This is a genomic window from Methylocystis sp. Se48 (assembly GCF_056269425.1).
Genome location: NZ_CM149850.1, coordinates 3,173,981 through 3,198,432 on the forward strand (window position 1 = coordinate 3,173,981; position 24,452 = coordinate 3,198,432).

At 65.7% G+C, this 24,452-nt stretch carries 16 protein-coding genes and 1 tRNA gene; 14 read left to right on the forward strand and 3 right to left on the reverse strand.

Features of this window, described 5'->3' with window-relative positions; genetic code table 11:
* The first annotated feature begins 34 nt into the window (after positions 1–34).
* Positions 35–2,854, forward strand: coding sequence for a preprotein translocase subunit SecA (gene secA, locus ACV959_RS15465; RefSeq protein ID WP_475737455.1), 2,820 nt, complete (start codon positions 35–37; stop codon positions 2,852–2,854).
* A 72-nt stretch (positions 2,855–2,926) separates the two neighbouring features.
* On the opposite strand, the gene ACV959_RS15470 is transcribed toward secA, so the two are convergent.
* On the reverse strand, positions 2,927–4,189 hold the full coding sequence (locus tag ACV959_RS15470) for a methyltransferase domain-containing protein (protein WP_475739690.1): 1,263 nt from the start codon (positions 4,187–4,189) through the stop codon (positions 2,927–2,929).
* A 286-nt stretch (positions 4,190–4,475) separates the two neighbouring features.
* Between ACV959_RS15470 and ACV959_RS15475 the strand changes: the two genes are divergently transcribed.
* The 11 genes from ACV959_RS15475 (at position 4,476) to modC (ending at position 16,671) form a co-directional block, all read left to right on the forward strand.
* Positions 4,476–5,696, forward strand: a complete 1,221-nt coding sequence (locus tag ACV959_RS15475) for a 6-phosphofructokinase (protein ID WP_475737456.1) — start codon at positions 4,476–4,478, stop codon at positions 5,694–5,696.
* A 266-nt stretch (positions 5,697–5,962) separates the two neighbouring features.
* A complete protein-coding gene (clpX, locus tag ACV959_RS15480; RefSeq protein WP_475737457.1) occupies positions 5,963–7,228 on the forward strand; it encodes an ATP-dependent Clp protease ATP-binding subunit ClpX in 1,266 nt (421 codons plus the stop codon).
* A gap of 307 nt (positions 7,229–7,535) precedes the next feature.
* On the forward strand, positions 7,536–9,962 hold the full coding sequence (gene lon / locus ACV959_RS15485) for an endopeptidase La (protein WP_475737458.1): 2,427 nt from the start codon (positions 7,536–7,538) through the stop codon (positions 9,960–9,962).
* 289 nt (positions 9,963–10,251) lie between these two features.
* Entirely contained in the window at positions 10,252–10,533 is a 282-nt protein-coding gene (locus ACV959_RS15490; RefSeq protein WP_475737459.1) for an HU family DNA-binding protein, read from the forward strand.
* 149 nt (positions 10,534–10,682) lie between these two features.
* A tRNA-Val gene (locus ACV959_RS15495) sits at positions 10,683–10,758 on the forward strand.
* 91 nt (positions 10,759–10,849) lie between these two features.
* Entirely contained in the window at positions 10,850–11,518 is a 669-nt protein-coding gene (locus ACV959_RS15500; protein ID WP_475737460.1) for a COG3904 family protein, read from the forward strand.
* 40 nt (positions 11,519–11,558) lie between these two features.
* Complete coding sequence (locus ACV959_RS15505; protein WP_475737461.1) at positions 11,559–13,094, forward strand: acyl-CoA carboxylase subunit beta; 1,536 nt, start codon at positions 11,559–11,561, stop codon at positions 13,092–13,094.
* A gap of 556 nt (positions 13,095–13,650) precedes the next feature.
* Positions 13,651–13,971 carry a thioredoxin TrxA gene (gene trxA / locus ACV959_RS15510; protein ID WP_475737462.1) on the forward strand — a complete coding sequence of 107 codons (321 nt, stop codon included), beginning with the start codon at positions 13,651–13,653 and terminating at the stop codon, positions 13,969–13,971.
* A gap of 85 nt (positions 13,972–14,056) precedes the next feature.
* Positions 14,057–14,866 carry a molybdate ABC transporter substrate-binding protein gene (gene modA / locus ACV959_RS15515; RefSeq protein ID WP_475737463.1) on the forward strand — a complete coding sequence of 270 codons (810 nt, stop codon included), beginning with the start codon at positions 14,057–14,059 and terminating at the stop codon, positions 14,864–14,866.
* 7 nt (positions 14,867–14,873) lie between these two features.
* Positions 14,874–15,548, forward strand: a complete 675-nt coding sequence (modB, locus tag ACV959_RS15520; RefSeq protein ID WP_475737464.1) for a molybdate ABC transporter permease subunit — start codon at positions 14,874–14,876, stop codon at positions 15,546–15,548.
* Positions 15,549–15,567: 19 nt separating this feature from the next.
* A complete protein-coding gene (gene modC / locus ACV959_RS15525; RefSeq protein ID WP_475737465.1) occupies positions 15,568–16,671 on the forward strand; it encodes a molybdenum ABC transporter ATP-binding protein in 1,104 nt (367 codons plus the stop codon).
* Here the strand turns inward: modC and ACV959_RS15530 are convergent.
* Positions 16,666–17,961 (reverse strand): MgtC/SapB family protein, encoded by a 1,296-nt coding sequence (locus ACV959_RS15530; protein ID WP_475737466.1) that lies wholly within the window; start codon positions 17,959–17,961, stop codon positions 16,666–16,668. The genes modC and ACV959_RS15530 overlap by 6 nt on opposite strands.
* A 104-nt stretch (positions 17,962–18,065) precedes the next feature.
* Here ACV959_RS15530 and ACV959_RS15535 point away from each other — a divergent pair, with 104 nt between their 5' ends.
* Positions 18,066–19,238 (forward strand): aminotransferase class I/II-fold pyridoxal phosphate-dependent enzyme, encoded by a 1,173-nt coding sequence (locus ACV959_RS15535; protein WP_475737467.1) that lies wholly within the window; start codon positions 18,066–18,068, stop codon positions 19,236–19,238.
* Between the two features lie 13 nt (positions 19,239–19,251).
* On the opposite strand, the gene ACV959_RS15540 is transcribed toward ACV959_RS15535, so the two are convergent.
* On the reverse strand, positions 19,252–22,248 hold the full coding sequence (locus tag ACV959_RS15540) for an Rne/Rng family ribonuclease (RefSeq protein WP_475737468.1): 2,997 nt from the start codon (positions 22,246–22,248) through the stop codon (positions 19,252–19,254).
* An 831-nt stretch (positions 22,249–23,079) separates the two neighbouring features.
* Here ACV959_RS15540 and ACV959_RS15545 point away from each other — a divergent pair.
* Entirely contained in the window at positions 23,080–24,222 is a 1,143-nt protein-coding gene (locus ACV959_RS15545) for an N-acetylmuramoyl-L-alanine amidase (protein WP_475737469.1), read from the forward strand.
* Positions 24,223–24,452: the final 230 nt, after the last annotated feature.

Here is a 24,452-nt window from a genome sequence, read left to right on the forward strand (position 1 = left end):
GAGGCGGCGCGCCATCGTTAGAAAGGTTTGCGGGATGCTCGGCGCCATCGCCAAGAAGATTTTCGGCACGGCCAACGACCGCCGCCTCAAGACCTATGCGCCGAAGGTCAAGGCCATCAATGCGCTGGAGCCGCAGCTCGAAGCCCTCTCGGACGAGGCGCTGCGCAACCGCACAGTCGAATTCCGCGAGCAGCTGGCAAACGGCGCGACGCTCGACGACCTGCTCGTTCCCGCCTTCGCCACCGTCCGCGAGGCGGCCAAGCGCACGCTCGGCCAGCGCCATTTCGACGTCCAGCTCATCGGCGGCATGGTGCTGCACGAGGGGGCCATCGCCGAGATGCGCACGGGCGAGGGCAAGACGCTCGTCGCGACGCTCGCCGTCTATCTCAACGCGCTGGCCGGCAAGGGCGTGCATGTCGTCACGGTCAACGACTATCTGGCCAAGCGCGACAGCGACTGGATGGGCCAGATCTACCGATTCCTCGGCATGAGCGTCGGCTGCGTGGTGCACGACCTCGCCGACGAGGACCGCGCCGCCGCCTACGCCGCCGACATCACCTATGGCACCAACAACGAGTTCGGCTTCGACTATCTGCGCGACAATATGAAATACGAATTCGCGCAGATGGTGCAGCGTGGGCACAATTTCGCGATCGTCGACGAGGTGGATTCGATCCTCATCGACGAAGCGCGCACGCCGCTCATCATTTCCGGCGCCGTCGACAACAAGTCCGACCTCTACAACACCATCGACCGCCTCATTCCGAAGCTGAATTCGGACGATTACGAACTGGACGAGAAGCAGCGCACCATCCATCTCACCGACGCCGGCAACGAGCACATGGAGGAGTTGCTGGCCGAAGCGGGCGTGCTCACGGAGGGCGCGCTTTACGAAGCGCACAACGTCACCCTCGTCCATCACGTCAATCAGGCGCTTCGCGCCCACAAGCTTTTTCACAAGGACAAGGATTACATCGTCCGCAAGGGCGAGGTGGTCATCATCGACGAGTTCACCGGCCGCATGATGCCGGGCCGCCGCTATTCGGAGGGCCTGCATCAGGCGCTCGAGGCCAAGGAGCGCGTTCAGGTCCAGCCCGAGAACGTGACGCTCGCCTCGATCACCTTCCAGAACTATTTCCGCCTCTACGACAAGCTCGCCGGCATGACCGGCACGGCCGCGACGGAAGCGAACGAATTCGCCGAGATTTACAAGCTCGATGTCGTCGAAATCCCGACCAACCGCCCCGTGCAGCGCAAGGACGACGACGACGAGGTCTATCGCACCGCCAAGGAAAAGCTCAACGCGATCCTCGAGGAGATCAAGGAAGCCAGCTCGCGGATGCAGCCGCTCCTCGTCGGCACCACCTCGATCGAGAAGTCCGAGCAGCTCGCCGAGTTTCTTGTCCAGCAGGGCTACAAGATGATCGACTTCGCCGATCCGAAAGGATTGTCGAAGCTCTACGAGGCGGCGCGCTCGGGCAAGCCCTCCAAGATGTTCGCGGTGCTCAACGCCCGCTTCCACGAGCAGGAAGCCTATATCGTCGCGGAAGCGGGCGTTCCCGGCGCGATCACCATCGCCACCAACATGGCCGGCCGCGGCACCGACATTCAGCTCGGCGGCAACGTCGAAATGCGCGTCGCGCAGGAATGCGCCGGGCTCGAGGGCGCCGCGCGCGACGCGAAGGAAGCGGAAATCCGCGAGGAAGTCGCCCGCTTCAAGGAACAAGCGCTCGCCGCCGGCGGCCTTTACATCATCGGCACGGAGCGTCACGAGAGCCGCCGCATCGACAATCAGCTGCGCGGCCGCTCGGGCCGCCAGGGCGATCCCGGCCGCTCCAAGTTCTTCCTGTCGCTGCAGGACGACCTCATGCGCATCTTCGGCTCCGAGCGCATGGACACGATGCTGGTGAAGCTCGGGCTTCAGGAAGGCGAGGCGATCGTCCATCCCTGGATCAACAAGGCTATCGAGAAGGCGCAGCATAAGGTCGAGGCGCGCAACTTCGACATCCGCAAGAACATTCTGAAGTTCGACAATGTCATGAACGACCAGCGCAAGGTCATCTTCGAGCGCCGGCGCGAGATCATGGCGGAGGAGAGCGTGGAGGAGCAGGTCTCCGACATGCGCGCTGAAGTCGTCGACAGCCTCGTGTCGCGCCACATTCCGCCCGACGCCTACGCAGAAGCCTGGGATGTCGAAGGCCTCGCCGAGGAAGTTCGCGCGAAGCTGAATTTGGACGTTCCCGTCGCCGACTGGGCGCGGGAAGAGGGCATCGCCGACGAGGAGATCAAGGAGCGTCTGCTCAAGGCCGCCGACAAGGCCTATGAGGAGCGCGTCGAACGCAACACCGCGCCGCTGATGCGCATGATCGAGAAGCAGGTCGTGCTCCAGTCGCTCGATACGCTGTGGCGCGAGCATCTCGTCGCGCTCGATCATCTGCGTCAGGTCATCGGCTGGCGCGGCATGGCGCAACGCGATCCGCTCAACGAATATAAGTCGGAGGCTCTGGAGCTGTTCCGCAGCCTGATGAATCATTGGGACGAGGCGGTGACGGCGCAACTCATGCGCGTCGAGGTGAGTTTCGAGGCGCCGCCGTCGGCCCCGCCGGAACTGCCCCCCATGGAGTTGTCGCATCCCGACCCGGTCGCCCTCTCGGCGGGCGTCAGCGCCGAACAGGCGGCGCTGGAGGATTTGAACGCGCGTCTTGCCTCGATGGATTTCTCGCCGCAGGCGCTTGCGGCCGCGCCGGCACGCGATCCAGCCGACCCCAACAGCTGGGGCAAGGTCGGCCGCAACGAGCCCTGCCCCTGCGGCTCGGGGAAAAAGTACAAGCACTGCCACGGGCAGCTCGTTTGAACTGGAAGGCGGCCTGGCAGTCGGGCCGCCCTTTTTAATTTCCGGACGGCGCGCGGCGACTTCGGCCCGGGGTTATCGCGGCGCGGGCTTGCGGCCTTCCGCGCGTCCGAAACGCTCGTAATGCGCAAGCGGGTTTGCGTCCCGCCCCGCGACGTCGAAATTCCGCCTCAGATATTTCGCGCTGGAGAAGAAAGGCCCCGGATCAAGGCCCTTCCGGCCGCCTTCGAGCAGGTAATGCAGCGCCGCGTCCCCCGCGACCTTATGTTCTTGCGAATAAAATTTCGGATCGAAGAAGACCGAATGGCTGATCGCGAGATAATTCCTGAACAAATCGACGTCGCGGGTTCGCGCGAGAAGCAGAAGCGCGCGCGCGAGAATCAGTGCCCCGTTTTTCCCGATGCGGCGATAGCGCCGAGATACATAGTCGAAAATCTCGCAGACGCGTTCGCGTTCGGACACGGCGGCTTCCTCGTCGAGGATCGCCTGGAGGATTTTCTGACGCTCGGCGTAATGGGCGGCGGTCTCCGACTGGGAGAATGTCTTGTAACCGACATGTCGCAGATGCGCGTAGAATTCGGACTGGCCAGTATCCGTCACCTCCTCCACGGCGAAGGGCGACAGTCCGAGGAAAAAGGCGTCAGTCAGCAAGAGCCGGAAACTGCTCGGGACGAAAGCCGAGCAGTGAACGTCGACATAAGGGCCCTCCCGCATGTCGCGCCGCTTCTCCCAAGCGGCGAAGGCCCCGGCCAAATTCTCGTCGGCGCGGATTTTTTCGCGGTCCTGATCCAGCGTGAAGGCGATGAGCGACAGATTCCCGTCCACATATTTCGAGATCAACGCGTCCTGCTCGAAGACCTGCGCGTGACTCGGCCGGTCCCTGTCCTCAAAATAGGCGTCGATCCAGGCGGAAAGGCTCGTGCGCGGCCGGAAGAAGTCGAAGCAGGCGCGCTTGTCGGGAACCGCCATGGAGAGGACGCCGCCCTTTTTCAGGATGCGTCCGCAGGCCTGCAGGAATTTGATCGGATTGGGCAGATGCTCGAAATTATGCGAGGAGACGACGTAATCGAACGGCTCCGTATGTCCCGCCTCGCGGCATAGCGCATCGATGCGCAGGGCGCTGCCGACGAGGTCGACTGGCTCGACCTTGTGGACTGTCTCCCTCGGCAAGGTCTTGTCGGCCTCCGCGCGACGTTTTAGCGTCGGCGTATCGAAGACGTCGAGATATAAACAGTTGTATCCTTCCCGCTTCGAGGCGAGCGGAGAAAAGTAAGGGCCGATCTCTATGCCTCTTGCTTCTTTTGAAATATGCTTGATGACTTCTTGCCGGCGGTCCATTAGCACCACGAGCCGATCCTTCTTCTGAGCCGCGCGGATTTTTTCGGGCGCTAACGTCAAAATCGTCTTGGCGACGACTGTTTGCCGCAACGCAACGGCCTGCTTATACAAGAATGGCGCACTGGAAGTAATATATGAGGGTCGCCGCGCCTTTCCGTTTGACGTCCGGGAAGGAGTTGCGCTTACGCTCCGGCGGGTCTAACGCCCATCCGGCCCCGCGTCGCGGCGCGGGCCTTCTTTCCCCGACGGGAATCGGGATCATACATCACTCGGACAGGAGCCTCGCGTGCCCTCCATCGATTTCTCCAAAGTCGTCGTCGCCCAGGGCGGCGGGCCGACCGCCGTCATCAATCAGTCGCTCGTCGGGGCCGTTCTGGAGTCGCGCAAGTTCCGCGAGGTCGAGCGCGTCTACGGCGCCTTCCATGGCGTGCGCGGCATCGTCAACGAGGATTTCGTGGATCTGACGCAGGAGACCACGCACAACCTCGAAATGGTCGCCAACACGCCTTCCTCCGCGCTGGGCTCCACCCGCGACAAGCCCGATCTGAAATATTGCCAGGAAATCTTCAGGGTTCTGCGCGCCCATGGCGTTGGCTGCTTCTTTTATATCGGCGGCAACGATTCGTCGGACACGGTGCGGATCGTCTCGGAGGAAGCGAGAAACGCCGGCTATCCGCTGCGCGCCGTCCACATCCCCAAGACGATCGACAACGACCTGATGGTCAACGACCACACTCCCGGCTTCCCCTCGGCGGCGCGCTGGGTCGCGCAGGCTTTCGCCGGCGCCAATCTCGACAATTGGGCGCTGCCGGGCGTCTATATCGCCGTCGTCATGGGCCGCCACGCCGGCTTCCTCACCGCCGCCTCGGCGCTGGGCAAGAAGTTCCCCGACGACGGCCCGCATCTCATCTACATCCCCGAACGCGCCTTCTCAGTCGACAAGTTTCTGTCCGACGTGAAGGCGACCATGGACAAATACGGCCGCTGCGTCGTGGCCGTGTCCGAGGGCGTCTGTGACGAGAACCACGTGCCGATCGCCGAGAAGCTGGCCGAACAGGTCGAGCGCGACGCCCATGGCAACGTGCATCTGGGCGGCGGAGCGCTGGCCGACGAACTGACCGAACTCGTCAAGAAGCGCCTCGGATTCAAGCGCGTGCGCGCGGACACCTTCGGTTACGTCCAGCGCAGCTTCGTCGGCTGCGTTTCGGACGTGGATCAACGCGAAGCCCGCGAGGTCGGAGAAAAGGCGGTCCAGTACGCCATCTGGGGCGACCGGGACGGCTCGGTGACGATCCACCGCACCGGATTTTATTCGGTCGACTATCATCTGACCCCGCTTGAACAAATCGCCGCAAAGACAAAAGTGATGCCTGACGAGTTCATCAGCCCGTGCGGCACCGACGTCACCGACGCTTTCCGCATGTATCTGCGGCCCCTCCTCGGCAGCGGGATGCCGGACGCCTATCGCCTGCGGCTCAACCGCGTGCCCAAAATCCTGACGCGGTGACCCGTGGAGAGGGCGGGCGTCGAACTTGCTACCTTGCCCTGCAGGCGGAGAGGTTGCAAAGTCCGTCCGCCCTCAAATAAAGTAGGCGCTGCGCGGAGGAGCGGACGGCCCCCGCGCTGTTCGTTCGGCGCCAAGGCGCCGACTGGGGGGACCGGCGGGAGACGGAGAGACGCGAGGGGGCGTTCTCCACCTTTTGTTAGGCCGGAGCCGGTACACATCGTGTTTGGGTCGATTCGCGCGGCGGATTGATTCATCAGGAGAAAATCATGAGCAAAGTCGGCGGCGGCGATTCGAAGAATACGCTTTACTGCTCGTTTTGCGGCAAGAGCCAGCATGAAGTCCGCAAACTCATCGCCGGCCCCACTGTCTTCATCTGCGACGAATGCGTCGAACTCTGCATGGACATCATCCGCGAGGAGAACAAGTCCTCGCTGGTCAAGCAGCGCGACGGCATCCCCACGCCGCGGGAGATTTGTAAGGTTCTGGACGATTATGTGATCGGACAGGCGCAGGCGAAGCGCGTCCTTTCGGTCGCGGTCCATAACCATTACAAGCGCCTGAATCACGCCACCAAGCACGGGGACGTGGAGCTCGCAAAGTCCAACATCCTGCTGATCGGCCCGACCGGCGTCGGCAAGACGATGCTGGCGCAGACGCTCGCGCGCATTCTCGACGTGCCCTTCACCATGGCCGACGCCACGACGCTGACGGAAGCGGGCTATGTCGGCGAGGACGTCGAGAACATCATCCTGAAGCTGCTTCAGGCTTCGGATTATAACGTAGAGCGGGCGCAGCGCGGCATTGTTTACGTGGACGAAATCGACAAGATTTCGCGCAAGAGCGACAATCCGTCCATCACCCGCGACGTCTCCGGAGAGGGCGTCCAGCAGGCGCTGCTCAAGATCATGGAGGGCACCGTCGCCTCCGTGCCGCCACAGGGCGGACGCAAGCACCCGCAGCAGGAGTTCCTGCAGGTCGACACGACCAACATTCTTTTCATCTGCGGCGGCGCCTTCGCCGGCCTCGAAAAGATCATCTCGGCCCGCGGCCGTTCGACCTCGATCGGCTTCGGCGCGACGGTTCAGGCGCCCGACGAGCGCCGCACCGGCGACATCTTCCGCCAGGTGCAGCCCGAGGATCTGCTGAAATTCGGCCTCATCCCCGAATTCGTCGGCCGTCTGCCGGTCATCGCGACGCTCGAGGATCTCGACGAGGACGCGCTCAAGAAGATCCTCACCGAGCCCAAGAACGCGCTCGTCAAGCAGTATCAGCGGCTGTTCGAAATGGAGAATGTCGAGCTGACGTTCCAGGACGACGCGCTCACCGCCGTGGCCCGCAAGGCCATCGAGCGCCATACCGGCGCTCGCGGCCTGCGCTCCATCATGGAGGGCATTCTGCTCGACACCATGTTCGATCTGCCGGGCCTCGAAGGCGTCGAGCAGGTCGTCATCGGGCCGGAAGTGGTCGAAGGCAAGGCGCGGCCGCTATATATTTACGCGGAACGCAACGAGAAAAGCGGCGCGAGCGCGTAAAGTCTAGCGCGTACGGCGAAAGTATAAACGCCGCCGGGGCCGGACGAACCGCCGGCCCCCGCCAATTGTCCTTGAATCGTCAGTTCGCGTATCCCATGTCTTGCGTTGGAGAAGCTGATCGGGCGCAGAGGCCGCAGCTTCAGCGGCGCGCGGGCGAAAGAGCGAACGCCTGCGCGGCCAGGGTCCAGCACGACGACAGGGGCCGGCCGCCACGGCCCATGTCTTGCTTCGACGCCCGAACGCCGAGTCGCTCGCATTTGTCGCATTGCCGCCGGGCGGGATGCGTAAACGAAAGCAGGACAACAAGATGAGCAACGAAAAGCGCGACGCCATCACGCCGGGAGCCGTCGAGAGCTACCCCGTCCTCCCCTTGCGCGACATCGTCGTCTTTCCGCACATGATCGTGCCGCTTTTTGTCGCGCGGGAAAAATCCATCCGCGCGCTGGAAGAGGTGACGAAGAGCGATCGCCTGATCCTGCTCGCCACGCAGAAGAACGCCGGCGACGATGATCCGGCGACGGACGCAATCTACCCGATCGGGACGCTCGCCTCTGTGCTCCAACTCCTGAAGCTGCCAGACGGCACCGTGAAAGTGCTGGTCGAGGGCGTCGCCCGCGCCGCCGTGCGCGCCTATACGCGCGTCGACGATTACTACGAGGCGGACGCCGAAGCGCTCGCCGACGATCCCGGCAATCCGGTCGAGGTCGAGGCGCTCGGCCGCTCGGTCGTCTCCGAATTCGAGAGCTATGTGAAGCTCAACAAGCGGGTTTCCTCGGAAATCGTCGGCGCGGTGACGCAGATCGACGACTATTCGAAACTCGCCGACACCATCGCCTCCCATCTGTCGGTCAAGATCCCGGACAAGCAGGACGTGCTGGAGACGTTCAACGTCGCCCGCCGCCTGGAGAAGTGCCTGTCGCTGATGGAAAGCGAAATCTCGGTCCTCCAGGTCGAGAAGCGCATCCGTACGCGCGTCAAGCGCCAGATGGAGAAGACCCAGCGGGAGTATTATCTCAACGAGCAGATGAAGGCGATCCAGAAGGAGCTGGGCGACGAGGACGGCAAGGACGATCTCGCCGAGCTCGAGGAGCGCATCAAGAACACCAAGCTCTCGAAGGAGGCGCGCGACAAGGCGACCGCCGAATTCAAGAAGCTGCGCCAGATGTCGCCCATGTCGGCGGAAGCCACCGTCGTGCGCAACTATCTCGACTGGATCCTCTCGATCCCGTGGGGCAAGCGCTCGAAGGTCAAGCGCGACCTCCAGCAGGCGCAGGACGTTCTCGACGCCGAACATTTCGGCCTGGAGAAGGTCAAGGAGCGCATCCTCGAATATCTCGCCGTGCAGAGCCGCGCCAACAAGCTGACCGGCCCGATCCTGTGCCTCGTCGGCCCGCCTGGCGTCGGCAAAACCTCGCTCGGCAAGTCGATCGCCAAGGCCACGGGCCGAGAATTCGTGCGCATGTCGCTCGGCGGCGTCCGCGACGAGGCGGAAATCCGCGGCCATCGCCGGACCTACATCGGCTCGATGCCCGGCAAGATCATCCAGTCGATGCGCAAGGCCAAGACGTCCAATCCGCTCTTCCTGCTCGACGAAATCGACAAGATGGGCATGGATTTCCGCGGCGATCCGTCGTCGGCCCTGCTGGAGGTGCTGGATCCCGAGCAGAACCAGTCGTTCAACGACCATTACCTCGAAGTCGACTACGACCTTTCCAACGTGATGTTCGTGACGACGGCGAATACGCTCAACATCCCGGCGCCGCTCATGGACCGCATGGAGATCATCCGCATCGCCGGCTACACCGAAGCCGAGAAGCTGGAGATCGCGCGCAAGCACCTGATCCCCAGCGCCGTCCACAAGCACGGGCTCGCGCCCGAGGAGTGGATGGTCACGGAAGACGGCCTGATGGAGCTCATCCGCCGTTACACCCGCGAGGCGGGCGTGCGTAATCTCGAGCGTGAGATTTCCAACCTCGCCCGCAAGGCGGTGAAGGAGATTCTGCTCAAGAAGACCGACAAAATCGTCGTCACCGCCGAGAACATCTCGACTTATCTCGGCGTGCCGAAATATCGCTACGGTCAGGCGGAGCTCGAGGATCAGGTCGGCGTCGTCACGGGCCTCGCCTGGACCGAGGTCGGCGGCGAGCTGCTGACGATCGAGGGCGTCATGATGCCGGGCAAGGGCAAGATGACGGTCACAGGCAATCTGCGCGACGTGATGAAGGAGTCGATCTCGGCGGCGGCGTCCTATGTGCGCTCCCGTTCGGTGGACTTCGGCGTGGAGCCGCCGATGTTCGACCGGCGCGACATCCATGTGCATGTGCCGGAAGGCGCGACGCCCAAGGACGGTCCCTCGGCGGGCGTGGCGATGGCGACCGCCATCGTCTCGGTCATCACCGGGATCCCGGTGCGCCGCGACATCGCCATGACTGGCGAGATCACGCTGCGCGGCCGCGTGCTGCCGATCGGCGGCCTGAAGGAGAAGCTGCTCGCGGCCCTGCGCGGCGGCATCAAGAAGGTGCTGATCCCCGAGGAGAACGCCAAGGATCTGGCGGAAATCCCGGACGCGGTGAAGAACGGCCTCGAAATCGTGCCGGTGGCGCGCATGGAGGAAGTGCTTCAGCACGCGCTCGTCTCCCAGCCGACCCCGATCGTGTGGGAGGAGGACGCCGCCGCGCTCGCCAAGCGCGCGACAGCCATCGCCGAGGATGACGCGGGCGTTCGCGCCCACTGACGTCGCGGCGCGGTCAAATCGTCAGGGAGCCCCGTTCGGCGGACGGGGCTCTTTCTTTTTGCGCGACGGCGCGCATCGCGAAAACCTTCGCAAATCGATGGTTTTCCGCAATGCAGCGTCCGATTCCCCCGGTTTTCCGCGGATTTCTGGCCGCTGACAGTCCCAATCCCTTGCCTTTCCGGCGATTCGGACTCAACACTCCGCATCGCTACGCGCCGACGATTCGAGACCGCCGCAGCGTCGAGTGGAGATCGCCGGCCCCGCAGCGCGATAGGAGAAGGAAAAGACCATGAACAAATTGGAACTGGTCGAGCACGTCGCGAACGAGACGGAGTGCTCGAAAGCCGCAGCGGCGGCGGCGATCGACGCGGTCATCGACGGCATCACCAAGGCCCTGAAGAAGGGCGAAGAGGTCCGTCTCGTCGGTTTCGGCACCTTCTCGGTCAAGAAGCGCGCCGCCGGCAAGGGCCGCAATCCGGCGACCGGCGAGGAAATCAAGATTCCCGCCTCCAAGAGCGCCCGTTTCAAGCCCGGCGCAACGCTGAAGACCGCCCTCAACAAGTCAAAGTAAGCGTAAACGGACGCGTCCTTCATGTCCTTGGCACGGCCGCCGGAACCCGTCCGGCGGCCGTTCATTTGTTCGAACGGGGAGGTCCGGCTTGCCTCGCGTGCGCGCCGTCTTTAAAAACCGTGCCGCCGCCTTCCTCGGGAGAGCGGCGCGGGCGGTTAGCTCAGCTGGCAGAGCATCTCGTTTACACCGAGAGGGTCGGCGGTTCGATCCCGTCACCGCCCACCAAATCATTGCGGCGCCGCGCGAAAGTCCTTTGCCGCCCGCGCATCGCGAATTAGGTTCGAGCGGTCGAGAGATTCACGAGGCGGCGGCGACGATGTTGAACCTGAAAACCTTCGCTTTTTGCGCGCTCGCCGTTTTCGCGCAAGTCGGCGGGGCGGCGGCCGAGGAGATGAACTTCCGCGTCGTCGGACTGTCCGCCGGGAAATGCGGGGCGCGCTGCCCGCAGGTTATCGCCGCACAGGGCGAGATCGGCGAAGGAACGCCCGACGCCTTCCTGAATTTCGTCCGGGAGAATGTCGGCGGCGGCAATCTCCACGGCATCGTGTTGCTCGACTCGCCCGGCGGCAAGGTGGTCGCCTCCATGGAGCTCGGCCAGGCGATCCGCCGCCTCGGCATGGCGGTGATCGTCGCGCGCCCGGCCGCCGACCAGTCCTCGCAGAACATGGCGCTTGTCTCGGGACGCTGCTATTCCGCCTGCGTCTATGCGCTGATGGGCGGCAAGCGGCGCGTCATCCCGCCGCAGAGCCGCGTCGGGATCCACCGCATGTTCAATTATTCGACGTCCTTCGACTTCTCGGAAGGGATCGTCCGCGAGCGCAACTATGACGACGGCGGCATGCGGGCCATGCTCGCGCGTTACGCGAGCGGCATGGGCGTGAGCCCGGAACTCGTCAATCTCGCCGAGCGCACCTCGCCCGACCAGCTCTACATGCTGACCGGCGCCGACATCGCGCGCTGGCGCCTGGGATCGCGCAAACTCTGACGCGCAATAACGCAACGAACGACAAGAAGCAGGGCTGGACATGAAACATATTCTCGACGGGCTGGAACAGCGTCGCGCCTCGGCGCGTCTCGGCGGCGGCCACAAGCGCATCGAAGCGCAGCACGCGCGTGGCAAGCTTACCGCCCGCGAGCGCATCGAACTCCTCCTCGATCAGGGCTCGTTCGAGGAATTCGACATGTTCGTGACGCATCGCTGCACGGACTTCGGAATGGATCAGGGCGAAAAGACCTCGGGCGACGGCGTGGTCACCGGCTGGGGCACGGTCAACGGCCGCGCGGTCTTCGTCTTCGCCAAGGACTTCACCGTCTTCGGCGGCTCGCTCTCGGAGACGCATGCGCAGAAGATCATCAAGCTCCAGGACATGGCGCTCAAGAATCGCGCCCCGATCATCGGCCTGTTCGACGCCGGCGGCGCGCGCATTCAGGAGGGCGTCGCGGCGCTCGGCGGCTATGGCGAAGTGTTCGTCCGAAACGTCCTGGCGTCGGGCGTGATCCCGCAGATTTCCGTCATCATGGGCCCCTGCGCGGGCGGCGACGTCTACTCGCCCTCGATGACCGATTTCATCTTCATGGTGCGCGACACGAGCTACATGTTCGTCACGGGTCCGGACGTCGTGAAGACGGTGACCAACGAGACCGTCACGGCCGAGGAGCTCGGCGGCGCCTCGGTGCACACCACCAAGAGCTCCATCGCCGACCGCGGCTACGACAATGACGTCGAGGCGCTGCTGCAAATGCGCCGGCTCATCGACTTCCTGCCCTCCTCCAACGCCGAGGAGCCGCCGGAGTGGCCGAGCTTCGACGACGTCGACCGTCTCGACATGTCGCTCGACACGCTGGTGCCCGACAATCCGAACAAGCCGTACGACATCAAGGAGCTGATCCTCAAGGTCGTCGACGAGGGCGACTTCTTCGAGATCCAGGAAGCCCACGCCAAGAACATCGTGGTCGGCTTCGCCCGAATCGAGGGCCGCACGGTGGGCGTCGTCGCCAATCAGCCGATGGTGCTCGCAGGCGTGCTGGACATAGACGCCTCCAAGAAGGCCGCGCGCTTCGTGCGCTTCTGCGACTGCTTCAACATTCCGATCGTGACTTTCGTGGACGTGCCGGGCTTCCTGCCGGGCACCGCGCAGGAATATGGCGGCCTCATCAAGCACGGCGCGAAACTGCTCTTCGCCTTTGCGGAGGCCACCGTGCCGAAGGTGACCGTGATCACGCGCAAGGCCTTCGGCGGCGCCTATGACGTCATGTCATCCAAGCATCTGCGCGGCGACGTCAATTACGCCTGGCCGTCGGCGCAGATCGCCGTGATGGGCGCCAAGGGCGCGGTCGAGATCATCTTCCGCGCCGACATCGGCGACCCGGAGAAGATCGCGCAGCGCACCAAGGAATATGAAGACCGGTTCCTTTCGCCCTTCGTCGCCGCCGAACGCGGCTACATCGACGAGGTGATCATGCCGCATTCCACGCGCAAGCGAATCGCGCGCGCGCTGGCGTTGCTGCGCCACAAGGAGCTGGAGAACCCCTGGAAAAAGCACGACAACATCCCCTTGTAAGCTTCGATCCCGGAATGCAACCATCGAGGGCGCGGCGTCCGGCCGCGCCCTTTTTCTTTCGTTCCGCTTTGAAACGTCCGGCTCCATCCCCTTGCCCAAAACCCGGGCGCCCATCTTGAAATTTCGCCAGAGTGCACATTTTGGGGTGACAAGGGGACCGATTTCGCATAGTGTCCCCCTCGCCAAGTTGGTTGGGTAAGTCTAAGCGTTCAAAGCGTTTAGCTTTCAAATTCCCAACAACGGTCCAAGTCGGGGAGGACGCCGGAAGGAACGCGACTCGCGATCAGGCTCGATGAACGAGCCGCTGCGGGCGGTTTATCGAAGCGCGAAAGACTTCGAGGCCAGGCGTTCAATCCGGTTAAAGGACAGGGTGCCAAAGAGTGGGGACTGGCCCGGCCATCCCCGCTCTTTGTGTTTGAGGAGGCATTATAGCTTTTCTCTTTCACTCGATAGGGAAGCGGCTAAAGGCCCCGCCAATTCCGCTGCTTGACGCGCGCGGAAGCCGTTCCTACCTTCCTGGCGGCTTTATCGAACGGCCCGCAATGAAAGGCCCCTCATGTCCACGAAAAAAATTACCGACGCCTCTTTCGAGCAGGAAGTGCTGAAGTCCGCCGAGCCGGTCGTTGTCGACTTCTGGGCGGAATGGTGCGGCCCATGCCGGATGATCGCCCCCGCGCTCGAGGAAATCGCAGCGGAAATGAAGGGCAAGGTGAAGGTCGTGAAACTCAACATTGACGAAAACCCGGCTGTCGCCAGCAAGCTCGGCATCCGCTCGATTCCGACCCTCATGCTCTTCAAGGACGGCAAGGTCGCGGCGACGAAGGTGGGCGCTGCGCCGAAGGGCGAGCTGTCGCGCTGGATCTCTTCCGCCGTCTGACACGAAAATTGCTTCGGGGGCGCGCAGTCCCCCCAGGCGTTTCCTCTTGGGAAGGTCGCTGCTGAGGGGCGTCGAAAGGGGCGTCATGCGCCAAGTGATCGAAATTGTATTAAGAGCGCTGCGCGCCGCCGCATTGCCTGGGCTTGTCGTCGGGGCCGTCGCCGTCGCTTCCCCGATCGCGGCGCGGTCGGCGGAATTGACGGTCGCGGCCGCCGCCGACCTCCAGCCTGCGCTGGAGGAGATCGCCGCCTCGTTCCGCGCCTCCCATTCGGGCGACAAGATCTCCGTCGTTTACGGCTCCTCGGGCAAGCTCTTCACGCAGATCCGGGAAGGCGCTCCCTTCGACGTCTTTTTTTCGGCCGACATCGGCTATGCGAAGTCCCTGCGCGCGGAAGGCTGGGCGGCGACGGACCCGGAACTTTACGCCATCGGCAGGATCGCAATTTGGAGCTTTGACCGCGACATGAGCAAAGCGTCGCTGGAGGCGCTGACGGACCCAGCCATTCGCCGTGTCGCGATCGCCAATCCCGCCCACGCCCCCTACGGCAAACGGGCGGAGGAAGCGCTGCGCGCGGCGGGCCTTTGGGATAAGGTCAGGGACAAGCTCGTGTTCGGAGAGAATGTCGCGCAAGCGATGCAGTTCGTCCGAAGCGGCGCCGCCGACGCGGGGATCGTGTCGCTTTCCCTGCTGGCCGGGCGTCCGGCTGTCGGACGATATGGGCATTCACTCATTCCCGACGCTTTGCACGCGCGGCTCGAACAAGCCTTCGTCATCACCGGCCGGGGCGCGGAGTCTCCGCTCGCCCGGGACTTCACCCGGTTCATGAAAACGGAAGCCGCGCGACAGGTAATGATCCGTTACGGCTTCGTTCTCCCTGGCGAAAAGGCCAACTGAGGGGCGCATGACGCCGTCCGAGGAGGATATCGCCGCCATCTGGCTGACATTTCAGCTTGCGGCGGTCGTGACGGCGCTGCTCCTGCTCATCGGAACCCCGATCGGCTGGTGGCTCGCGCGGACTCGATCCCGACTAAAGGGAACCGTTGGCGCCCTCGTCGCGCTGCCTTTGGTGCTCCCGCCCACCGTGCTCGGGTTTTATACGTTGCTGGCCATCGGACCACGAGGGCCGATTGGACGCCTGACAGCGGCGCTCGGGCTCGACCCGCTCCCGTTCACATTCTCGGGCCTCGTCTTCGCCTCCGTCCTTTTTTCGCTGCCCTTCGTCGTGCAGCCGATCCAGAATGCGTTCGAGGCCATCGGCGATCGTCCGATGGAGGCGGCGGCGACGCTCCGGGCGAGCCCGCTCGACGCCTTCTTCACCGTCGCCTTGCCGCTGGCGCGGCCGGGCTTCGTCACGGCGGCGATCATCGGCTTTGCCCATACCGTCGGCGAATTCGGGGTGGTGCTGATGATCGGCGGCAATATACCCGGCAAGACGCGCGTCGCCTCCGTTCAAATCTACGATCATGTGGAAGCGATGAATTATGAGCGGGCGCATTGGCTCGCGGGGATCATGCTGATCTTCAGTTTCGCCATCCTTCTGCTGGTCTATGGCCGCCGCCGCGGCGGCGCCGTCTGATGCGGCGAGGGCCCACGCCATGACCCGCGACGCGCCAGCCAATATCGCCGCCAGTTTTCATGTCGCCTACGACGGTTTCGCCCTCGCCTTCGAACAAACGCTGCCGGCCGCTGGAATAACGGCGCTGTTCGGCCCTTCCGGGTCCGGGAAGACGACGCTGCTTCGCTGTTTCGCCGGACTCCTCCGCGCGCCGGGGGGCCGGCTTCGCGTGGGCGGCGAGATATGGCAGGACGAGACGGAGGGCGTTTTCCTCCCCCCTCACCGACGCCCGCTTGGCATGGTGTTTCAGGATGCGGCGCTCTTCCCCCACATGACGGTGCGGGGCAATCTGCATTTCGGCATGACGCGCGCGGGACTGACGCCGGCGGCGGCGGATTTCGACGCCATCGTCGCCATGCTGGATCTCGGGCGCCTGCTCGAACGCTGGCCCGCCGCCCTGTCGGGCGGCGAAAAACAACGCGCCGCGATCGGACGGGCGCTGCTGACGCGCCCGCGCCTGCTGCTCATGGACGAGCCGCTCGCCGCGCTCGACCACATGCGCAAGCAGGAAATTCTGCCTTACCTCGAGCGCCTGCGGGACGGACTCTCGTTCCCCATTTTCTACGTCAGCCATTCCATGGAGGAAGTCGCGCGCCTCGCCGACGAGGCCGTCGTCATCGACAAGGGCCGCGTCGTCGCGCAGGGCGCGCCGCTCGACGTCTTGCCGGGCGCGGCTCGCCTCATCGAGGGCGGACGGTTCGGGCTCACGACTTCGCTCGTCGCCCGCGTCGCGCGGGTCGACGGCGCGTACGGCGTCACCCGCCTCGCCCATCCCGCCGGCGAAATTCTCGTGACGTCGAGACTTTCGGGCGCGGGCGACGTCCGGGTCGCCGTGAAGGCGACCGACGTCGCGCTGGCGAAAACGCGGCCCGAGGACACCAGCGTGCGGACCATTCTGCGCGGGCGCATCCGCAAGATCGACGCGAATGGGAGCCCGCTCGCCTTCGTGACCCTGGACCTCGCCGGGGACGAAAAGCTCGTCGCCGCCGTCACGCGCCTCGCTCTGGACGAACTCGGCCTCTCGGTCGGCGCGGAGGTCTTCGCGCTCGTAAAATCCGTCGCGCTCGACGAGCGGGCGCTATAGACCCGGCGGCGGCGCGAAAACCAGCGCCGCAAGTCCGCCGGCGACCGCGAGGGCGGACGCGAGCCCGACCCTGACGCCCATCCCCCAACCGCCCATGACGGCGGCCATGCCGGATTTGACCACCGTGTTGGAGAGGATGGCGAGCAACACGGCGAGGGCCGCGCCCCGCGCGCCGATCTCGCCGACGCCATGGCTCGCCATGGTCAGGGAAATCGCATCGACGTCGGCGACGCCGGAGATGAGAGCGAGGGCGTAGACGCCCGCAGCTCCGGCGAATCTTATGGCGATCTTGGAGAGCGCCATCACCGCCGACAGAAACGCGCCGAATTTCAGCACGGACGGCAGGTCGAGCGGATTGGCGATGGTCAGCGCTTCGCCGCCCTCGTCGCCGGCGCCGGCGCTGCGCCACATCAGCAAGCCGCCCGAAATGAAATAGATGAGGCCGACGGCGAGAAGAGGCGGCGCGAGGCGAACGCAGAAGTCGAGATTGACCACGCCGAGGACGACGAGCACGCGCGGCCCCATAACCGCGTTCGCGAAAATGGCGCCGGCCGCTAGCACGTCGACCTGATCGGGCCTGTCGGCGGCAAGGCGCGACATCGCGGCCGTCGCCGCCGTGGAGGAGGCGAGGCCGCCCGCCATGCCGGCGACGGCGACGCCGCGCCGGTACCCGACGAGCTTCACGGCCGCGTAGCCGGCAAAGGAGATGACGCCGATCATGACCGTCATCAGCCACAGATCGTGGGGATTGATCGCCTCCCAGCGGTCGATGGCCTTGTTGGGTAGAACCGGCAGGAGAATGAAGCTCATGGCGAGCAGCGCGAGCGCCGAACGCAGTTCAGACCACGTCAGGCGCTGAATCCAGCCGTGCAGCAGCGCCTTGAGCGCCAGAAGCGCCGTGGTGGCGACCGCGGCGGCGGCGGCGGCCATCTGATCGCCGACGACCGCCAAGGCGCCGAGGGAAAAGGCGATCAGAACGCCGATCAGCGTCGTCGCGCCGAAGGTCTCGTTGTGGACGGTTTCCCGATAGCGGAAGACGCCGACGAGCGCGCCGAAGAGGACGAAAGCCGCGCCGAGCGCGAAGGCGCCGCCGTCATGGGCGAATTGCAAGGAGATCGCGCCCCAGACCCCGCCGAGAAGGGCCGCGAGACCGTGGGTGCGAAGCCCCGCGGCGCGCTCGCCCTCATGCTCCTCGCGAGTGCGCCAGCCGCGCTCGATGCCGATCAGCAGCCCGATCGCCAGCGCGATCGTTAGACGCTGGATCAATTCGGCGGTGGCCAATTCATACATGAGGGAAGAGCCTTTCGCTCGCGCGCCCGGCGCCGCTGGATTAGAAAGCCGGTCTTAGCGCCGAAATCTTACTCTTCCGGCGCATTGCAATTGGAAGTCGCAATATGCCGCGTCTCGACCCCTCCCGCCGCTCCGCTGTCGCGCCCTTCATGGCGATGGACGCCTTGCGCGAGGCGAAGGCGCTGGAGCGCGCCGGCCGGCGAATCGTCCATATGGAGCTCGGAGAGCCGGGAGCGCCGGCCCCGCGGCTCGTCCGCGAGGCCGCGGCCGCTGCGCTCGCCGACGGCCGCCTCGGCTATGGCGAGGCGATGGGCGACGCCACCCTGCGCGAACGAATCGCCGCCCATTACGCCGAACGTTACGGCGTCGTGGTCCCGTCTGGCCGCATCGTCGTCACGACGGGTTCGTCGGGCGGTTTTCTCCTCGCCCTCCTCGCGGCCTTTGACGCCGGCGCGCGCATCGCCGTCACCGCGCCCGGCTATCCGGCCTACGCCAATATTCTGTCCTCGCTCGGTCTGGAGGCGGTTCCGCTGGACATCGGGCCGCAAACCCGCTTCGCGCCAACGGCGGCGATGCTCGAGGCGGCGCATCGGGAGAAGCCGCTTGACGGCGCGCTCTTCATGAGCCCCGCCAATCCCACCGGCGCAATGATCGGCGCAGGGGAACTCGAACGAATCTGCGGCTTTTGCGATTCGGCCGGGATCGTCTTCGTCTCGGACGAGATCTACCACGGGCTCGAATATGAGGGGCGCGCGGAGACGGCGTTGCGCTTCACGCAACGCGCCATCGTCGTCAATTCCTTCTCGAAATATTATGCGATGACCGGCTGGCGGCTCGGCTGGCTCGTGGCGCCCGAGGCGCTGATCCGGCCGCTGGAGCGCTTGCAGCAGTCCCTCGCCATCTGCGCGCCGACCATTTCCCAGCGCGCCGCGCTCGCCGCCTTCGACGCCGTCGCAGAGCTGGAGAAGAACCGCGCGGCCTACGCGCGCAACCGGGCGCTGCTCATGGCGCGGCTGCCGGAAATGGGCCTCGGCCATTTCGCCCCGCCGGACGGCGCCTTCTATGTCTACGCGGACATTTCCCGCCTGACTTCGGATTCAATGGACTTCTGCAAGCGCTTGCTCGTCGAGGCGGGCGTCGCGACGACGCCCGGTCTCGATTTCGATCCGCGACGGGGCGCAAAAACGATCCGCCTGTCCTATGCAGGCCCGGAAGCCGAGGTGGCGGAAGGCGTCGCGCGGCTCGGGGCCTGGCTCGCGGCCGGGCCCCGCCGCTGACGCCTTTCCGGCTTTAGTCCCCGAAGGGCGTCCGCACCCTCTGCCACCAGCCGCCCTTCTTGGGCGCGGCCGGGTCCGCCCGGGTGATGACCACCTCGGTCGGCTCGCGCGGCGCCGGCGGCGGAACGGGCTCCGGCGCGGCCTCGGCCGCCTGCGTCGGGCGTTCGGCCTCTGGGGGCGCCGCCGCGGCGGGCGCTTCCGGCGCCGGCGGCGGGGCCGGCTTCGTTACGGGCTCCTGCGCCGGGACGGGCGCCGGGGCTCCCGGCTCCGGCGCGAATTCGGGGAGATGCGCCTCGCGCGGCGAAACGATTCCCGCGGTCTCCTGCTCGCCCTCGTCGAGCGGGAAGAGCGCGGACGGATCGCGGAACTCCTCCGGCAAAGGGGCGGAGCGGCGCCAGCGGCCAGGACCGCGACCGCGGCCGGGACGTTCTCCGCGCGGCTCGCGCGGCGCCGGCTGGCCCTCGATGGCGGCCATGAAGGCGAGACCCTCGTCCGACGGCTGCTCGGCGCCCGGCGCCATCAGTTCGCCATTGCCGTTCTGACCGCCGCCGCGGCCGCGACGGCGCCGGCGACGGCGCGAGCGCGGCGCGCCTTCCTCGCCCTCTTCGCCGATGAAGCGACGCGGCTCGCGCGCTTCGCGGCCGGCGACCGCGCGCGTTTCCTCGGCGCCCCCGGCGTCCTCTTCCTCGGCGAAGGCCTCTTCTTCGAGGATCTCCTCCTCCTCGAGCGGCTCGGCGCGGATCGAATCGACACGCAGGGGAGCGGGCGCCGTCGAGACGCGCGGCCCCGACGCGGGTTCGCCGCGCTCGAGCGCGTGATAGGTCGCGCCCGTCAGCGTGTCGTCGGCGGCGACGGTGATGTGGACGCCGAAGCGGTTCTCGAGCGCCTGAAGATGCGAACGCTTCTGGTTCAGAATATAGAGCGCGACCACGGCCCGGGTGCGCAGCGTCACGTCGTGCGACGCGCTCTTGATGAGCGCCTCCTCCAGCACGCGCAGCACATGCAACGCGATGGAGGCGGTGGAACGCACATGGCCGGCGCCAGCGCAATGTGGACACGGCACGGTCGAGCCTTCGACGACGCCCGCGCGAATGCGCTGGCGCGACATTTCCAGGAGGCCGAAATGCGAGATGCGGCCGACCTGGATGCGGGCGCGGTCGTTCTTGAGCGCGTCCTTGAGCCGGCGCTCGACGGCGCGGTTGTTGCGGCTCTCCTCCATGTCGATGAAATCGACGACGATGAGACCGGCAAGATCGCGCAGGCGAAGCTGACGGGCGACTTCGTCCGCCGCTTCCAGATTGGTGCGCAGCGCGGTGTCTTCGATATTGTGCTCGCGCGTGGAGCGGCCCGAGTTCACGTCGATCGCGACCAGCGCCTCGGTCTGGTTGATGACCAGATAGCCGCCGGACTTCAGCGTGACGTGATTGGAGAACATGGCGTCGAGCTGCGCCTCGACCCCCGCCTCCGCGAAGATCGGCACGGGTTCGCGATGGAGCTTCACGTTTTTCGCATGGCTCGGCATGAGCATGCGCATGAAGTCCTTCGCCTCGCGATAAGCGTCCTCGCCTGAGACGACGATCTCTTCGACGTCGCGGCCGTAAAGATCACGAATGGCGCGCTTGATGAGCGAGCCTTCCTCATAGACGAGCGTCGGCGCCGAGGAGCGCAGCGTCAGTTCGCGCACGCTCTCCCACAACCGCAGCAAATATTCGAAGTCGCGCTTGACCTCGGCCTTGGTGCGCGTCGCGCCCGCCGTGCGCAGGATGACGCCCATCCCCTCCGGCACTTCGAGGTCGTGGACGATCTCCTTCAGGCGCTTGCGGTCGGCGCCGTCGGTGATCTTGCGGGAAATGCCGCCGCCGCGCGCGGTGTTGGGCATCAGCACGGAATAACGGCCGGCGAGCGAAAGATAGGTGGTGAGCGCCGCGCCCTTGTTGCCGCGCTCTTCTTTCACGACTTGGACGAGCAGCACCTGACGGCGCTTGATGACTTCCTGGATCTTGTACTGACGGCGCGGGCGGACGGCGCGGAACGGCGCCTCGTCCATGGCGTCGCCGCCAATGTGCTCGACCTGATCTTCCTCGTCGTGATCCTCGTCGTCGTGATCGTCGTCGTGAGCTTCTTCCTCGGCCGGAGCGCGGGCGCTGACTTCGGCGCCGTCATCGTCGCCGACGACCTCCTCGACGCCGTTCTCTCCGGCCCCGTCCTGGGCCGCTTCCTCGCGCTCGCGCTCTTCGTCGCGTTCGTCCTGACGGCGGGCCTTGGCCTCATGGTCGGGCTCAGGGGTCTCGGCGGCGTATTCCTCCGCCGCGCCTTCCTCGACCGATCCGAATCCCGCCGGATCGACGGAAATCGTGTGGCGGGCGGATTCCTCGGCTGGTTCGACCGCCTCGACGACGCCGGCCTCTTCGCCGGCCTCGATCGCCAGCTCCTCGACCTCAATGTCGGTCGGCGCAATCGCCTCGGCTTCGGGGAGAGGCTCCCCCGGCGCGGCTTTGAACGCGACGGCTTCCCCGACCGGCGTCCCGGCGCCGGGGGCCTCGCCGGCTTCCGCCTCCGTCCCTCCCGCCTGTTCGGCGGCTTCGATCAGCGCCTCGACGTCGACGGGTTCGCTGACCATCGCCTCGTCGGCGGCGGCGCGCTTCTCCGCGCCCTCCGGCTGGCGACGACGCGAACGGCGGCGGCCGTGGGGACGATGCTCTTCCTCCTCGTGCTCGCGATGGGCGCGACTTTCTTCTTCGAGCAGCGCCTGACGGTCGGCGACGGGGATTTGGTAGTAATCGGGATGGATTTCGGCGAAGGCGAGAAATCCGTGGCGGTTGCCGCCGTAGTCGACGAAGGCGGCCTGGAGCGAGGGCTCCACGCGCGTGACCTTGGCCAGATAGATGTTTCCGCGGAGGGGTTTTTTGTCGGCTGCTTCGAAGTCGAATTCCTGAACGCGATTACCGCGTAGCACCACCACCCGGGTCTCCTCCGGGTGGGAGGCGTCGATCAGCATTTTGTTGGCCATGGGGGACTCTTTGAGGCGCTGCGCGTGCAGGGGCCGGCGGGGCGCGCCGTCGTCCCTTCAGGGACGCGGCGGCCGCAGATCGGCGCTGCCCGCAGGCGCGAGCGCGTGTTGTCGGAGAAAGGGGGAAAGGCCAGGGGCCTCGGACACTCTGACCGGCGCGATGGCCGGCGGACAGATCGGCTGGTCTTTCCGTCGCAGGCCGGCGCGGGCCGGAGACTGCGGCGGACGACCGAACGAACTGACGACCGCGGACGCGACCATTTTCACCGTCGCGACCCGGATGGAAGGGACCGAGACGCGCGCGACCCGAGCGGGCCTGCATCGCGCGGACGAACCGGGCGAGGCGGACCTTCGCTGTTGCTCTTATCATGGTCCTGGCCATGAGATCGTCAAAAAACCTTTCGCGACGCCCGAAGGCGGCGAGTATGCGTCACAACGGGCGCGAGGCCGCGCGTGACGGAAGACGTCAGCCCATCTTGGAAATCCATCGGCCCTGAGAGCAAAGCGCCCCGGCGCCGGGCTGCGCCAGCGGATTCCCACAGAGCGCTCCTTCTTCATAACGGGCGCCTGCGGCGCGCGCAAGCGCCGCGAGACGACTATTGCGCGTGGCCACACCCCCGGGGCCCGCGACGGGAAGTTGTGGGGAAACTAACGATCCCTTAAGAGACGCTCTTACAAAATCGTTTATACACTGTGCTTCCATTGACGGAATTCAGCAGGATCGGGGCCATGCGACTATCGCCTCTCCGCCGGAAACGCCTGATTTGCGCCGGCGCGGCGGCTCTGGGCGGCCTCCTTGCGGGGCCGGCCCTCTCTGAGGGACCGCAGCCGGTGTCGGCCGTGGCCAGCCGGGTCGAAACGCTGGCCGACCATTCGCGCCTCGTTTTCGAGATGACCGGCGCGGTGAAGCCCGACGCCCGTCCGGTGGCGGATCCGCCGCGCATTGTCGTCGACCTGCCCGAGGTCGCTTTTCGCATCGATCCGAAGGAGGGACGCGCCGCGGGGGCTTCCAAAATCATAAAATCCTATCGCTACGGCCTGTTCGCGCCAGGACGCTCGCGCGTTGTCGTTGATCTCGCCGCGCCGGCGCGGATCCTGCGCGCCGAGTGCGAGCCCGCGGGCGACGGCGCGCGCCTCATCCTGGAGCTGGCGCCGACGAACGAGGCGCGGTTCAACGCGGCCGCGGCCGCCGCCGCGCCGGCCATCGTCCCGCCGCCGCCCGCCCCCGCGCAGGCCGCCGCCCCGGCGCCCTCGGACAAGCCGGTCGTCGTGATCGACCCCGGCCACGGCGGCGTGGACATGGGCGCGAGCGGCAAACATGGCGAGCAGGAGAAGGCGATCGTTTTCGAATTCGCGCGGGCGCTCTTCGCCAAGATCGAGGCGGGCGGCCGGCTGAAGCCCGTGCTGACGCGCAGCGAGGACGTGTTCCTGCCGCTCGCGGAGCGGGTGCGCATCGCCCACCGCAACAATGCGGCGCTGTTCCTGTCGATCCACGCCGACACGCTGGCGGAGGGGCATGTCGAGGGCGCCACGGTCTATACGGTCTCGGCCAAGGCCTCCGACGCCGAGGCCGCCCGCATCGCGGAGAAGGAAAACCTCGCGGACCAGGCCGCTGGCCTCGAAGCCAAGGAAGACGTCGAACAGGTCGGCGACATTCTCTTCGATCTCGCCCAACGGGAGACCCGCGCCTATAGCGCGCAGTTTTCGCAGGCGCTCATCTCCCGCTGGAAGGAAGCCGGCAGCCTGAACAAGAACCCTGCGCGCTCAGCCGGCTTCGTCGTGCTGAAATCCTTCGACATTCCGTCCGTGCTGCTGGAACTTGGCTATCTGTCGAGCGAAAGGGATCTCGCCCGCCTGACCTCGCCGGAGTGGCGCGACCGCGCGGCCGGCAAAACGGCGGAGGCGATCGAGGCGTTTTTTGCCGCAAGGTCGCGGGAGGCGCGCGGCCCGGCGCAGACGCAGCGCCCACAATAAAACACAAAATCGCGTCATTTGTCGGCGCGAGGCGCGTCGCCAGACGGCCGTTCCGGCGCGGCGACGATAGGCCAAAAGCCACTGGATCGGGCGGCGTCGGCGGTGTTAAAGCAAAGCCGGCGGATCGACGGAAGGACTTTCCGTTCCAGACAGGATCGATCCCTTAAAAATATCGGCGCGAGACGGCGAAGCGCCGCCTGTCGCGCGGAGTCCGAGGCCGGTCCGTGCGA

Bases quoted from the DNA above. Each gene is read 5' to 3' on its own strand.
- secA (WP_475737455.1), top strand. From the start codon at position 35: ATGCTCGGCGCCATCGCCAAGAAGATTTTCGGCACGGCCAACGACCGC.
- ACV959_RS15470 (WP_475739690.1), bottom strand. From the start codon at position 4,189: ATGGACCGCCGGCAAGAAGTCATCAAGCATATTTCAAAAGAAGCAAGA.
- clpX (WP_475737457.1), top strand. From the start codon at position 5,963: ATGAGCAAAGTCGGCGGCGGCGATTCGAAGAATACGCTTTACTGCTCG.
- lon (WP_475737458.1), top strand. From the start codon at position 7,536: ATGAGCAACGAAAAGCGCGACGCCATCACGCCGGGAGCCGTCGAGAGC.
- ACV959_RS15490 (WP_475737459.1), top strand. From the start codon at position 10,252: ATGAACAAATTGGAACTGGTCGAGCACGTCGCGAACGAGACGGAGTGC.
- ACV959_RS15500 (WP_475737460.1), top strand. From the start codon at position 10,850: ATGTTGAACCTGAAAACCTTCGCTTTTTGCGCGCTCGCCGTTTTCGCG.
- ACV959_RS15505 (WP_475737461.1), top strand. From the start codon at position 11,559: ATGAAACATATTCTCGACGGGCTGGAACAGCGTCGCGCCTCGGCGCGT.
- trxA (WP_475737462.1), top strand. From the start codon at position 13,651: ATGTCCACGAAAAAAATTACCGACGCCTCTTTCGAGCAGGAAGTGCTG.
- modA (WP_475737463.1), top strand. From the start codon at position 14,057: ATGCGCCAAGTGATCGAAATTGTATTAAGAGCGCTGCGCGCCGCCGCA.
- modB (WP_475737464.1), top strand. From the start codon at position 14,874: ATGACGCCGTCCGAGGAGGATATCGCCGCCATCTGGCTGACATTTCAG.
- modC (WP_475737465.1), top strand. From the start codon at position 15,568: ATGACCCGCGACGCGCCAGCCAATATCGCCGCCAGTTTTCATGTCGCC.
- ACV959_RS15530 (WP_475737466.1), bottom strand. From the start codon at position 17,961: ATGTATGAATTGGCCACCGCCGAATTGATCCAGCGTCTAACGATCGCG.
- ACV959_RS15535 (WP_475737467.1), top strand. From the start codon at position 18,066: ATGCCGCGTCTCGACCCCTCCCGCCGCTCCGCTGTCGCGCCCTTCATG.
- ACV959_RS15540 (WP_475737468.1), bottom strand. From the start codon at position 22,248: ATGGCCAACAAAATGCTGATCGACGCCTCCCACCCGGAGGAGACCCGG.